Source organism: Mycobacterium aquaticum (assembly GCF_002086485.1).
GTDB lineage: Bacteria > Actinomycetota > Actinomycetes > Mycobacteriales > Mycobacteriaceae > Mycobacterium > Mycobacterium aquaticum.
In genome coordinates, this window is the sequence record NZ_MVHF01000016.1 from 127,357 (window position 1) to 140,095 (window position 12,739).

Consider the following 12,739-nt stretch of genomic DNA (forward strand, 5'->3'; position numbering starts at 1 on the left):
AGCTCAGCCGATCACCGGGAACCGACGCTCGTCGGCGAGCTTGTCCAGGGCGCGCTGCATGACCCGCCGGACGTGGGCGTCGACCTCATCGATGTCCGGGTCCTCGCCGAACTCCGCGGCGATGTCCACCGGCGGGAGGGCCTGCATGACGATCTTGCTCGGCAGCGGCACGTTGAGCGGCAGCACCGCAGACAGTCCGAACGGGAATCCGAACGACACCGGAACGATCTTGGTGCGCGCCAGCCGGGCGATGGGCCCGAGCGCCTTGGCGATCCCGGTGCCACGCGACAGAAAGATCTGCGTCTCCTGGCCGCCGATGCCGACCATCGGCACGATCGGCACGCCCGCGTTGATCGCGGCTTTCACATAGCCGCGCCGGCCGCCGAAGTCGATCTTGTTCGCCGCCAGGGTGGGCCGATAGACGTCGTAGTCGCCGCCGGGGAACACCACGACGACGCCGCCGGAGCGCAGCGCCTCGTCGGCGTTCTCGTGGTTGGCCCGGATGAAGCCGGTCTTCTTGAAGAACGCCGCGGTCGGCCCGGTCATGAGCATGTCGTGGCTGAGGGTGTAGACCGGCCGCTCATAACCGAATTTCTCGTAGAAGCCCGTCGCGAACACCGGGACGTCCAACGCGAACAAGCCGCCCGAATGGTTCGACACCACGAGCGCGCCGCCCTTGGGGAAGTTCTCCAGCCCACGCACCTCGGAGCGGTGGTAGCCCTTGATGAGCGGACGCAGGAAGCCCATGACCTTCTCGGTCAGGCCCGGATCCCACTTGGTGATTTCGGACGGGTTGATGTCGGTCGCGGCCACCGGGTCCCCCTGGGGTGAATTGGAACGTGTTCTAATTTTCCATGATAGCCAGGTCGCGGCGTGAAAACCGATTCACTTCTGAGCTCCAGGCCCAGGATGGTGGGGCCGCGTGGTTGGCATGTTCTCAAAACCGCAGGTAGACGGCGGGACTCTAGGTGTCGAGTGGGTGCCGCCATTGCAGCCGGTGAAAGCGCGCGAAGCCACGGTCGGCGCTCAACCAGGTGGCGTTGTTCTCGCACGCGTATGCCGCCAGATACGCGTCCTGGACGTCGTTGCCGCGCGCGTCGATGTCGTCGCAGAGTTGGCGGAACACCGACCAGTGCCGCTCGCCCGTCCGCAACGTCAGCGCTGCCGGTGCCTCGACGAGCGCGTCAACCGCCGCCCAGGCGTATTCCGGGCTCACCGGTTCGGCGAAAATCCTGCGGTTGGTGATGACCCGATGAAATCCGCTGAGCACTACGTCGGGCAACCCCAGGGGTTCGTCACCGTTGGCCCACTGCTCCAGCAGATCCCGGTATCGGGAGTGCTGCTCAAGATCGGGTCGGTGCGCGTAGACGAGCACGTTGACGTCAACGCACAGCATCGATAGAGGCACCTTCGTCCATCGCTTCGGCGACGGTGCTGTTGAACGCGATGTCAATGCCCGGCCGAAGGCCGCCGGAACCGAGGGGCCGCACCGCATAGCGCGGCTTTGCCAACTGCTCGGTCTCATCGAGCCCCCGCCGCACTGCGTCTTCGAGAACGGCCGCAACCGTGCGTCCCGACCGGGCGGCCCGGGCCTTCACCTCGCGGTAGAGCGCGTCATCGATACGAATGGTGGTCCGCATGATGACATCTTAATGCCTCCATCAGGCATAAAGATGCTTCAGCCGTTCAGAGCCTTGATCTCGGCGGTCACATTGCGGCGGGCCTGCGCCTCCCAGCGGTTCCGGCCCGGCGTCGTGTGGAAAATCGACCCACTGAGTAAGTCGGTGAGAACCCGCGCCCGGGCCGGCTTGAACACGTCGTCGGGAACCGCGTCATACTCCGCGCGTACCGCGGCCGCGTAGCGCTCATAGCGCGCGGCGTCGGCGCCGAGCACCGACAGGTCGGCGTCGCTGAGCACCGCCGCGTTGACGTCCCCGTCGGCGACCTTGTGGGTCTTGGTCGCCAACACCAGGCGGGCCACCTCGTCGCGCATCGGGGACGACGACAGCAACTCACGTGCCAACTCGGCGGAGCGGTCCTCGTTGTCGTCACGGCCTATCTCGTAAACCGCATCGTGGAACCATGCCGCCAGTTCGACCGCCTCCCGATCGAAATGCAGCCCTTCGTCGGCCAGCGCCTGGACCGCGTCCAGGAGCTCGTGCAGATGCGTGACGTTGTGGTGCTTGCGATGGGACTCCGACCAGCGGGCCAGCAGATCTTCCCGCAGGTCCTCGGTGAGATGCGCGGACATGATGTCAGTCTGCTCCGGTTTGACCTGAACCGCTGTTGAGGACGCATCATTGGCGATCGTGGGCACATCGGCGATCGACCTCGACGGATACTTCGGCAGGATCGGCTATCGGGGACCCGCGCGTCCCGATCTGGGCACGCTGCGCGACATCGTCGCCGCGCACAACCGGTCCATCCCTTTCGAAAACCTCGACCCGTTGCTCGGCGTCCCCGTTGCCGACCTGAGCGCAGAGGCCCTGGCCGACAAGATGCTGAACCGGCGCCGCGGCGGTTACTGCTACGAGCACAACGGCCTGCTCGGGTATGTGCTCGACGAGTTGGGTTTCGGAGTCGACCGGTTGGCGGGCCGCGTGGTGTGGATGCGCCCGCCCGGCGCGCCGCTACCCGCCGAAACGCACAACGTGCTTGCGGTGACGGTGCCGGGTCTCGACGAGCGCTACCTGGTCGACGTCGGGTTCGGCGGGCAGACGCTGTCGTCGCCGATCCGGCTGGTGGCCGGGCCGGTGCAGCAGACCCGTCACGAGCCGTACCGGCTGCTCGATCACGAGGACGGCTTGGTTCTGCAGACGCTGATCCACGACGACTGGAAGTCGCTGTACACCTTCACCACCGCGCCGCGCCCGCGCATCGATCTCGAGGTCGGAAGCTGGTATGTGTCAACGCATCCCGGTGGATTCTTCGTCACCGGGTTGACCGTGGCCCTGATCACCGACGACGCGAGATACAACCTGCGGGGCCGAAACCTGGCCATCCACCGCGGCGGAGCCACCGAGAAGATCCGGTTCGACACCGCGGCCCAGGTGCTCGACGAGTTGACCGGCCGATTCGGCATCGACCTGGGCGGTATCGACCGGTCGTCGCTCGCCGCGCGGGTACACGACGTGCTCGACACCTGACACAGCAGGAATCGTCATGTCGCCGACACCGGAAGGCGACCATACTCGGACAGCGTGAGCGCGCCACCGAACGGACGAGACCGACTGCGGGAGTTGCTCGACGCCGTCGTCGATGCCGACAACACCGCCGTCGGTGAGATGGCCCGCAGCAGCTACGTGTCGGAGTTCCACTTCTCGCGGGAGGTGCGCCGGCTCACCGGTGAGCCGCCGGCCGCGATGCGTCGCCGTGTCATGCTCGAGCGCGCGGCGTGGCGGTTGCAGCGCGGGCAAGGGGTGGCCGACGTGGCGGCCGCGGAGGGCTGGTCATCGGCAGAAGTGTTCTCCCGGGCCTTCCGGCGGGCCTTCGGCGTACCGCCGTCCCGCGCAGGCGATGTCGCATTCCGGCTCGCCGCGCCCAACGGTGTGCACTTCCATCCGCCGCACTCGCTGTGGTGTGACAGCGCAGGTGATATCGGTGGCGGGCCGGATGTATCGCAATTCATGCTCGTGCACGACATCGCCGACACCGCATACCTGATCGGGCTTGCCGCCGATCTCAGTGAAAGTCAATGGGTGCAGGAAATTTCGCCCGGGCAGGTGGTGCTCGAGTGGGACGGGCCCGAGCCCAGCGTTGCGGCGGTCCTCGGTGCGACGGTGTGGACCAAGGAGGTCTGGCTGGCCACCATCGAGGGCCGGGACTTCCCGTCGCGCACCGCTACGTCGACCCCGGAGGAACTGGCCGAACGTCATGATGTCGTCGGGAAGCGTTGGACCACGTTGATTTCGGAGTACTCGGCGGCGGGTCGGCTGGCCGACACCGTGATCGATGCGCTGTGTGACCCGCCGGAATCCTTTCAGCTGTACGGCATCGTCGCTCACGTGCTGACGTATTCGGCGCAACGCCGCGGCATTACGCGCTCGATGCTGGCGCACCACGGCGTGATCGCCGACAACGGTGACCCATTGGCATGGATGAGGAGAGAGTGAACATGAAGACCGTCTACTACACCGGCTCAAGCCTGGACGGCTACCTGGTCGACGCAGAGGGAAGCCTGGACTGGCTGATCTCCCGGACGATCGACACCGACGGACCGTTCGGTTACGACGATTTCATCAAAAGCGTTGGGGCCCTTGCAATGGGCGCGGATACCTACGAGTGGATCGTGAAGAACAACGGCGAGTGGTCGTACGACCAACCGGCGTGGGTGTTGACCCACCGGGCCGACATCGTCACCGCGGTGGGGGCCGGGCACCCGGTGCAGGCTTTCGACGGTGCGGTCACCGACTTGCATCCCGAACTTGTGGCAGCGGCAGCAGGCAAGGATGTCTGGGTGATCGGCGGTGGTGTTGTCGCGGCGCAGTTTGTCGCAGCCGGGCTGGTGGACGAATTGGTGGTCAGCTACGCACCGTGCACCCTCGGCGCGGGCTCGCCGGTGCTGCCGCTGCGCTCGGAGTGGGTGCTGGAATCTTCGGCGGTCAACGGTGATTTCGTGTGTGCCCGTTGGACGAAAGCCTGACTCGCGGCGTCGAGTAAGCGACTTGCCCCGTCTCTGACGGGGATTGATTGACGCCCGGCGATCCTCATCCGTCCGGGCGGTGGCGCCCGCCGCGTCCGATCCGAAATCTACTGCGCGCGGCCAAGATTGCGAGACCACCGGGTTTCGTCACAGGCAAAACCATGCCGGACTGAACAGTGCTCCGCCATCGTGGATGACGCGTCACCGGCAGCGCCACGCCGGGCCCGCGGACGATGCCGTGTCGATGCCGGCGGCCGCATGGCCCCCGGATACCCCGGTGGATCCACCCACGCGTGTGGACACCGGCGCTGTGGTCTCACTGTGACCTGCCTGTGGTCAGGGGATCCGTGGTGGTGGCCAGCGAAAACGGGGCGCCGGCGTTCCAAAAAAAATCTCTCTTGAACGGTTGACATGAACGGTCGTCCATGTCAGATTCATTGGACGCAACGTGACTGGCATCACACCGGAGGAGTTAGGAGCAGAATTTCGGTCAGCCCGTTAGGGGCGAGAACGTCGGATTGCGGATGACTCCGATGGCTCTCATATCTGACCCGTGTGCAAATTCCATGTCCGGAAAGGTGCACAGAAGATCGACAGTTCGGCTGGGTAGTCGGGCTATTTTCACACCACATGAATTGGAGTAACCATGGCAGAAATCACGACCGTCGGAACCCTGACCAAGGCCGGGTCCATCCACAAGGTGGAACGGGGCTACGAGGATTTGCCGAGCATGAACGAGCCCGGTGTCGTCGCCGCGATCGCCGACTCTTTCCACAACCCGGAGGGCACCGTCATGAGCTCGGGGTTCTTCGAGCTGAAGAAGTCGGAGCCGTTGGTCTACACGTACACCTACGACGAGATGAAGCTCGTCGTCGCAGGTGAATTCATCCTCACCGATCAGGACACCGGCGAGGTCACCCACGCCAAGGAGCGCGACGTGCTGTTCTTCCCCAAGGGCACCACCGTCAAGTTCGAGACCCCCGAATACGGCCTCGGCTTCTTCGCCGGCGACCGCACCTTCGCCCCCTAGGGCGCCCTACGCTGCGGTCGCTTGGATGGGGAGACGATCCTCGTGTGCGACGAATGCAGATTCTGTTGTTCTCCGCATCTACCGCCACCGAAACGGTCCAACCGGTCGGTTCCGAAGTGTTCAGGGATGCGCTCTACTGTCCCGGTTATCTCTGACTCTTTTCGTATCGTCAGTGGGTACCTGGAATTCGTGTCTGGCCGCCGGGAAAACGCCCGGCCGAAAGGCATCAGCCGCCACCGGAAAGCTAATCGCTCAATTACCGGCGTTACCTACGCGGCCTACCTAACGACGTTGGATACAACGTCCCACGAAATTGCGAAGAGGAAAGTGGCATGACTTTACGAGTTGGAATTATTGGTGCTGGGCCGAGTGGTTTGGCGCAGTTGCGGGCGTTTGAATCGGCGCGGCAGAAGGGGATCGCGATCCCGCAGATCACCTGCTTTGAGAAGCAGGATGACTGGGGTGGGCAGTGGAACTACGGGTGGCGGATCGGGTTGGACGCCTACGGCGAGCCGGTGCATTCGAGCATGTACCGCCACCTGTGGTCCAACGGCCCCAAGGAGTGCCTGGAGTTCTCCGATTACTCCTTCGACGAGCACTTCGGCCGGCCCATCTCGTCGTTCCCGCCGCGCGCGGTGCTGGTGGACTACATCAAGGGCCGGGTGGAGAAGTCCGACGTGCGCAAGTACGTCAAGTTCAACACGGTGGCCCGGCACACCAGCTACAACCCCGACACGCAAGAATTCACCGTCACGGTGGAGAACCTCAAGACCAACCAGACCGAAACCCACGTGTTCGACAAGCTGGTGGTGGCCACCGGGCACTTCCACGTGCCGGCGGTGCCCGAGTTCGAGGGCATCAAGACCTTCCCCGGCGAGGTGCTGCACGCCCACGATTTCCGCGGCGCGGAACGCTTCTACGGCAAGCGGCTGCTGATGATCGGCAGCAGCTACTCCGCCGAGGACATCGGGATGCAGGCCCACAAGATGGGGGCGGCGTCGATCACCATGAGCTACCGCACCAACCCGATGGGCTACCACTGGCCGTGGAACACCGTGGAACGCCCGCTGGTGACCCGCTTCGAGGGCAACACCGCCTACTTCAGTGACGGCACCCAGGACGATTTCGACGCCGTGGTGCTGTGCACCGGCTATCAGCACAAGTACCCGTTCTTGCCCAGTGAACTGTCACTGTCCTCGCCGAACGTGCTGTACCCGGCCAACCTCTACAAGGGCGTGGTGTGGCAGCAGAACACCAACCTGTTCTACCTGGGCGCCCAGGACCAGTACTACACGTTCAACATGTTCGACGCCCAGGCCTGGTTTGCCCGCGATGTGATGACCGGGGTGATCGACCTGCCCGACTACGACAAACGGGAAGCCGACATCCAGTCCTGGCTGGAACGCCAGGCCGCGCTGCCCGATCATGACGCCGAGGCGGAGTTTCAGACCGACTACGTCCGCGAGCTCATCGATGCCACCGACTACCCGTCGTTCGACCTGGATGCGGTGTGCCAGTTGTTCAAGGACTGGATGCACAACAAGCACGTCGACATCCTGGGCTACCGCGATGCCCAGCATCGCTCGGTGATCACCGGCACCCTCTCGGAAAAGCACCACACCCGCTGGCTCAACGCGTTGGACGACTCCCTGGAGCGCTACCTCAACGGGCCCTCCCAGGACGACATCCACGCCCCGTCGTCGCTGACCGACCGCCACCGCGGCGGCCACGACGAGGCCACCGGCGCCGGTGCCGGACCATCACTGGTACACCACACCGAAGTCCTGCACACCCGCCCGCAACCCACCCACAGCTGACCCCGATGTTCCAGTCTCCTGTAATCGCAAGATGGGAACTTCGCAGCCCAAGCAATAATCTTGGGGAGGCTTCTCAGATGGACCGAAACCAGGAGACTGGAGGGGTGGCTATGCGGGTGTCCGCAGACGAACGACGAGGACAGCTGATTTCAGCGACCCTGGAACTAATGAGGCGTAAAGGCGTTCAGTCAGTGACCATGCGGGCTATCGCCAAGGAGGCCAACGCCCCCTTGGCCACCGCCCATTATTGCTTCGACGACAAGAGCGAACTCATGGACGCGGCCGCCGAAGCGTGGTTGAAGAACTTGAACCTCTTCTCCCACGAGATTTCGGTTCATCTAGGACTCCGTAAGGCCGTGGAACAAGTGGCCGAAGAGTACTGGCGTTCATTGACCGAAGAACCTGCAAGCCTCCTCGCCGAGATCGAACTCATTCTGTGGGCAACGCGTAATGCTGCGGTTAGTCCGCTGGCAGCCAAGATTTATCCCGCCTACGTAGTGGAGTTGGGAAATATCTTCTCTGCCGCGGCCAAGAACAATGGTGATCAGTGCCAGATGGAGATGACCACGCTCGTCCGGTCATTCCTGATGATCTACGACGGAGCGGCCATCCAGTACATGACCGACCCGACGGCGGCTGATTTCCGGTCCATGTTTTTCACGATGTTGGATGCACTTTTGATCAAGGCCGGCGTCTAAACACAACGGCCACAACGGCATCCACCCGACAGGGTGACTTGAACACGCTGCACTGGCAGTAGTGACGGGTACCGGTTGGCGATGGGGTTCAGGGCATGTCATTTGGTCGACATCGCCCGCCCCGTCGGCCTCGAGCTCTGTTCGAGGTCGGCGAAAAAGGAATGGTTTGTCCGCAAGCCGCCAGAAACGCCCCGACTGATCGACAAGCCGCCCACCGAGGAGAGGTCGATTCCTGAATAGCCGGAAATTCGGCTCGGAAGGATTCGCCTCGACAATTCACGAGAACTACCCGCAGTGCGGATTGCTCTGAAGAAACGGATAGCGACATGACGAAATCCAGTCCCCAGCCGTCGACGCTGACGACGGGGAATGCCATCGATTCCTGGCCTGCACAGCCCATGAAAGTCATGAAGGCCGAATGGCCCCGAATGCGGTGCAGGTTCATCAACGCCGACCCGATCGGCGCTTGGGACGAATTCGTCCTCTCCGAGTGGGAACTGGAGCGCTGCGGCTGGGAGGACTTCCACCCGCACACCGAGACGGCCTTCGTGGTGGAAGGCGAGCTCCACATCGAGTGCGATGGTGAATCCGTCATCCTGGGACCAGGTGACTCCGCTCGCGTGAATGCCGGACGCACGGGCCGGTACTTGGCACCCGTGTACGCGCGGATGCTCGCCACCTATGGCCCCAATCCCGACGGTATGGAATCCCACTCCTTCCGGTACTTCGAAATCTGAGCTCGGTGTCCCCGCACAGCCGCGCCAGCCCAGGCTCCTGACGATCTCCTCAGCAGGCGCCGAAGCGAGCCGGCAGCGGGGAGAAGTCAGCGACGTCTCGACGCCTCCAACTGAATATGGCCAACCCGATATCCGCGCACAAACCCGTGTCGTATCTCTCTACGGCGGTCATCGATGCCGCGAGAAGCACGCATCTCAAGAGCTGCCGGCCCCCGATCCACCCTGCCGGGCGATGGCGGTCAGCCCTCCCGCCAGCCAGCAGGACTGTCGAAAGTTTCACCGCTAACCAAAGGAAAATCTCATGAGTCAAGATACTTTGGATGGAGTTGATCACCTGAAAAGGTCGATCGACTGGAAGCAGGGCCTGGCCATCGCGCTGGGTGTGCCCTTGCTGATCCTGCCGTCCTTGGGCTACCTGCCCAGTTATGTGGCGGCCGCCGCCATCATGGTCTGGGGACTGTCAATCCTGCAGACCTTCTTCCAGAACACCGCCTACGCCGAATTGGCGACCACCTTCCCCGAAGCCTCTGGCCTGCCTGGCTTCGTGCAGCACGTATTCCGCACCAAGAACTACAACGGCAAGTACGACAAGGGCAAACTGCTCGGCGGCTTCAGTGCCTGGAGCTACTGGTTCGCCTGGAACCCGGTGCTGTCGATCTTCGCCATCCTGGTCGGCAACTACCTGCATGGGCTGTTTCCCGCGCTGGCCGCACACTTCACCGAGTACCAGCTTGGCCTGCTGTCGGGTCTGGTGATCTTCACCGGCTTGTCCGTCGTGAACTGGTTCGGCCTCAAGGACGGCGCCATCCTCGGTTACATCCTGGCTGCCGTTTCCCTGATTCCGCTGGCAGTCCTGACCATCGCGCCATTCGCCACCGGGCACGTTGACATGGCGAACATCACCGGCAACTGGGCACCGGCCGACTGGGCCTGGGACGCACACCACATCCTGATCATCTTCGGCATCTTCTCCATCGCATTGTGGAGCACCGGCGGTTGGGAAACGGCCGCCATCTACGCCCCCGAATACAAGAAGCCCGGCAGGGACGTTCCCAAAGCGCTGTACACCTGTGGCGTCATCTGCTTCTTCTCGTTCGTCCTGGTGGAGGCCGCAGTCATCGGGGTACTCGGTGTCGACGGCGTCTTGGCCGAACCCATCTCACCGCTCATCCCCGTCGCCCACGCCGTCTTCGGCCAGGCGGGTACCACCGTCACCATCGTCATGCTGATCGCGGCGATGATCCTGATCATCCAGACCGCTTACCTGGGTTCGGCCCGGGCCCTGCATTCCATGGCAGAGGAAGGCAACTTCCCCAAGGTATTCGGCAAGACGAATCGGCAGGGCACCCCGTTCGTTGCCATGTTCGTCACTGCGGCATTCAACATGGCCCTGATTTTCACCGGATCCATCCCGGCAATCCTGGCCGCCGCAGCCATCGGCTACACCTGCGCCAATGGCATCAGCCTGTTCGCCTACGTCAAGGCGAAGACGAATCCGGCCTTCGCCAAACTGGAACGGCCATTCAAGGCGCCCAATGGCTGGAAGTGGGTCGCACTGGCCTTCGGTCTGTTCAACGTGCCGCTGTGCCTCGTCGGCGTGGTCTACCTGAACAGCCTGGAAATCGGTTGGACCTCAACCTGGCTCGGCTTCGTCGTCCTGGCGATATTCATCCCGATCTGGCTGTACACGCAGCGTGAGGTGCGGTCAGACGCCGAGAAAGCGGTGAGTTCTGGCGCGGCGAGTTCAGACGATGTAGTCGCCACCCAGCAGGTGGACCGAAGCACGATCTGACTGGTGTCGTAACCGGAGAATCAAAGGCCCTGCAGTTGATCAACTGCAGGGCCTTTGGTTGTTTCCTGTTGTAGCCCAAACCTTTTCGCGGACTTGCGGAGGTCAGGAGGCCTGGGCCTACTTCGGGGCCTTGGCCGTCGGCAGGCCGTTGCGGCGGACGAATTCGCGTGACTTGATGAGGAATTCGAGTTGCTGAGCGACTTCTTGCAGCGGCTCGACGGTGCGTGAGGAGCGGCACAGCACCACGGCGCCTTCGAGTGCGGCGATGCACATGACCGCCAGCGACGCGGCCTCGGTTCGGTCGAATCCGTCGGCGGTGAACGCGCGAGCCAGCGCGGCGCGCCAGCGGTCGAAGATCTCGCCTGCCGCCTCGGTCAGTTGCGGTTCGTCATCGGGCGGGCCGATTGCCGCGGCCACCACGGGACAGCCCGCGGTGAAGTCACTGTCGGCGAGCAGCCTTTCCCAGAACTCGACAAAGGTGCGGACCAACGGCAGGCCTCCGCCGTCGGCGTCGCGGTCGATGACGGCCCCGATGGTGTTGCCCGCCATCTGCAGCGCCTCGGCGAGAATCTGGTTCCGGCCGTCGGGGAAATGGTGATACACCGAGCCGCGTGGCGCGCCGCTGCGGGTCAGCACCTCGTCGATCGTGACGCCTGCCGCGCCACGTTCCCGCAAGACCTCGACTGCGCTGACGAGCATGCGGGTGCGGGTGGAGCCGCGCCTGTTGCGGGGCATCGGGGCGAGCGGAGCGACGGGATCAGGCAACACGTTCCTGGGGTAGTGGTGTCGGGCGCCGCCGCAGCCCGCGTGGGCTGACATGCAGCGTCGGGGCGTGCGGTGCGCGGACCTCGTGGGTGAACCGGTGACCGGCGATGTTGACTTCTATGACCCACATCCTGCACCGCCCTTCTATGTCGTCGATCATATTAAGAGATAACAGCCGTCGAGTGACGATCGGCTAACCAGTGTGCTGACGCCTAGCAGACTAGCAGGTTAATAGCCAGAAAACCTGTTTGCTGGAGATATTGTGATCATTCTGAAACTATGATCACTTGCATAATTTGGCGTTGTGCAGTTGACTCCGTTCATGACCGGTACCAGTGAGCTGATCCTCGAGACGGTGACCTTGGAGCGCGACGGGCACGTCCTGCTGATCGGGCTGAACCGACCGGAGAAGCGCAATGCCTTCAACGTCACGATGCTCACGGATTTATCCCGGGCCTACGGGCTACTCGAGGCCGACGACGACCTGCGCGCCGCGGTGTTGTTTGCCCATGGTGACCACTTCACGGCCGGCCTCGATCTCGTCGACGTCGCGCCGCACATTGCCGGCGGCAGTCTGCCTGCTCCGCAGGACGGGCGTGATCCGTGGCGGCTCGACGGCGACTGGACCAAGCCGATCGTGGCCGCGGCCCAGGGGCGGTGTCTGACGCTGGGCATCGAATTGCTGTTGGCGGCCGACATCCGCGTCGCCGCTGCCGACACCCGGTTCGCGCAGATCGAGGTGCTCCGCGGCATCTATCCATTCGGCGGAGCCACGTTGCGACTGCCCCGACAGACCGGCTGGGGCAACGCCATGCGGTGGTTGCTGACCGGTGATGAGTTCGACGCCGCCGAGGCGCATCGCGTCGGCTTGGTCCAGGAGGTCAGCGAGAACGCCGCAGCCGCGATCGCGCGGGCTCGCGAGATCGCCCACACCATCGCCGACCGCGTCGCGCCGCTGGGCGTGCGAGCCACCCTGGCCTCGGCTCACACCGCCGCCAATGACGGGGACGCCGCGGCCATTGCGCGGTTGCGCCCGGACGTCGCGAAACTGTTCAGCACTGCCGATGCCGCCGAGGGCGTGCAGTCGTTCATCGAGCGCCGCCCCGCCACGTTCACGGGTCGCTAAGTTTGCCGACCAGACAGAGAATCGCCCGTTTTGGAGCGAAAAAGGGCGCTTGTCTGTCTGCTCGCGAGAGTCCGCGCGCGAAAAAACAGCCGGCGTTGTCCAGTGGCCCCAGAGCCGCGGGGCGGGCGGAGA

General features: G+C 63.8%; 15 protein-coding genes. 9 read left to right on the forward strand and 6 right to left on the reverse strand.

Annotated features, from left to right (window positions below; translation table 11 throughout):
• Positions 1–3: 3 nt before the first annotated feature.
• The 4 genes from BST13_RS17400 to BST13_RS17415 all read right to left on the reverse strand — a co-directional run bounded on the left by BST13_RS17400 (position 4) and on the right by BST13_RS17415 (position 2,251).
• Entirely contained in the window at positions 4–813 is an 810-nt protein-coding gene (locus BST13_RS17400) for a 1-acyl-sn-glycerol-3-phosphate acyltransferase (protein WP_083165260.1), read from the reverse strand.
• Positions 814–964: 151 nt separating this feature from the next.
• Complete coding sequence (locus tag BST13_RS17405) at positions 965–1,396, reverse strand: type II toxin-antitoxin system VapC family toxin (RefSeq protein ID WP_083165261.1); 432 nt, start codon at positions 1,394–1,396, stop codon at positions 965–967.
• Positions 1,383–1,640, reverse strand: a complete 258-nt coding sequence (locus tag BST13_RS17410; protein ID WP_083165262.1) for a ribbon-helix-helix domain-containing protein — start codon at positions 1,638–1,640, stop codon at positions 1,383–1,385. The genes BST13_RS17405 and BST13_RS17410 overlap by 14 nt, the downstream gene beginning before the upstream one ends.
• A 38-nt stretch (positions 1,641–1,678) precedes the next feature.
• The gene (locus BST13_RS17415) at positions 1,679–2,251 is read right to left on the reverse strand and encodes an HD domain-containing protein (RefSeq protein WP_083165263.1); all 573 of its coding nucleotides are present in this window, start codon (positions 2,249–2,251) and stop codon (positions 1,679–1,681) included.
• 58 nt (positions 2,252–2,309) lie between these two features.
• On the opposite strand from BST13_RS17415, the gene BST13_RS17420 reads away from it, so the two are divergent.
• The 8 genes from BST13_RS17420 (at position 2,310) to BST13_RS17455 (ending at position 10,716) form a co-directional block, all read left to right on the forward strand.
• Positions 2,310–3,146 (forward strand): arylamine N-acetyltransferase family protein, encoded by an 837-nt coding sequence (locus BST13_RS17420; protein WP_083165287.1) that lies wholly within the window; start codon positions 2,310–2,312, stop codon positions 3,144–3,146.
• A gap of 54 nt (positions 3,147–3,200) precedes the next feature.
• Complete coding sequence (locus BST13_RS17425; RefSeq protein WP_095533590.1) at positions 3,201–4,112, forward strand: helix-turn-helix domain-containing protein; 912 nt, start codon at positions 3,201–3,203, stop codon at positions 4,110–4,112.
• A gap of 2 nt (positions 4,113–4,114) precedes the next feature.
• The gene (locus BST13_RS17430) at positions 4,115–4,642 is read left to right on the forward strand and encodes a dihydrofolate reductase family protein (protein ID WP_083165264.1); all 528 of its coding nucleotides are present in this window, start codon (positions 4,115–4,117) and stop codon (positions 4,640–4,642) included.
• 646 nt (positions 4,643–5,288) lie between these two features.
• A complete protein-coding gene (locus BST13_RS17435) occupies positions 5,289–5,672 on the forward strand; it encodes a cupin domain-containing protein (protein WP_083165265.1) in 384 nt (127 codons plus the stop codon).
• Positions 5,673–6,004: 332 nt separating this feature from the next.
• On the forward strand, positions 6,005–7,489 hold the full coding sequence (locus BST13_RS17440; RefSeq protein WP_083165266.1) for an NAD(P)-binding domain-containing protein: 1,485 nt from the start codon (positions 6,005–6,007) through the stop codon (positions 7,487–7,489).
• Positions 7,490–7,599: 110 nt separating this feature from the next.
• Positions 7,600–8,187, forward strand: a complete 588-nt coding sequence (locus BST13_RS17445) for a TetR/AcrR family transcriptional regulator (RefSeq protein ID WP_083165289.1) — start codon at positions 7,600–7,602, stop codon at positions 8,185–8,187.
• A gap of 326 nt (positions 8,188–8,513) precedes the next feature.
• Positions 8,514–8,924 carry a cupin domain-containing protein gene (locus BST13_RS17450; RefSeq protein WP_245839689.1) on the forward strand — a complete coding sequence of 137 codons (411 nt, stop codon included), beginning with the start codon at positions 8,514–8,516 and terminating at the stop codon, positions 8,922–8,924.
• Between the two features lie 301 nt (positions 8,925–9,225).
• Positions 9,226–10,716 carry an APC family permease gene (locus tag BST13_RS17455; protein ID WP_083165268.1) on the forward strand — a complete coding sequence of 497 codons (1,491 nt, stop codon included), beginning with the start codon at positions 9,226–9,228 and terminating at the stop codon, positions 10,714–10,716.
• A gap of 117 nt (positions 10,717–10,833) precedes the next feature.
• On the opposite strand, the gene BST13_RS17460 is transcribed toward BST13_RS17455, so the two are convergent.
• Together BST13_RS17460 and BST13_RS39055 are read right to left on the reverse strand one after the other, a co-directional pair.
• On the reverse strand, positions 10,834–11,451 hold the full coding sequence (locus BST13_RS17460) for a TetR/AcrR family transcriptional regulator (protein ID WP_245839691.1): 618 nt from the start codon (positions 11,449–11,451) through the stop codon (positions 10,834–10,836).
• Positions 11,452–11,473: 22 nt separating this feature from the next.
• Positions 11,474–11,611, reverse strand: coding sequence for a hypothetical protein (locus tag BST13_RS39055; RefSeq protein ID WP_158087160.1), 138 nt, complete (start codon positions 11,609–11,611; stop codon positions 11,474–11,476).
• Between the two features lie 192 nt (positions 11,612–11,803).
• On the opposite strand from BST13_RS39055, the gene BST13_RS17465 reads away from it, so the two are divergent.
• Positions 11,804–12,607 carry a crotonase/enoyl-CoA hydratase family protein gene (locus BST13_RS17465; RefSeq protein WP_211296110.1) on the forward strand — a complete coding sequence of 268 codons (804 nt, stop codon included), beginning with the start codon at positions 11,804–11,806 and terminating at the stop codon, positions 12,605–12,607.
• Positions 12,608–12,739 lie beyond the last annotated feature (132 nt).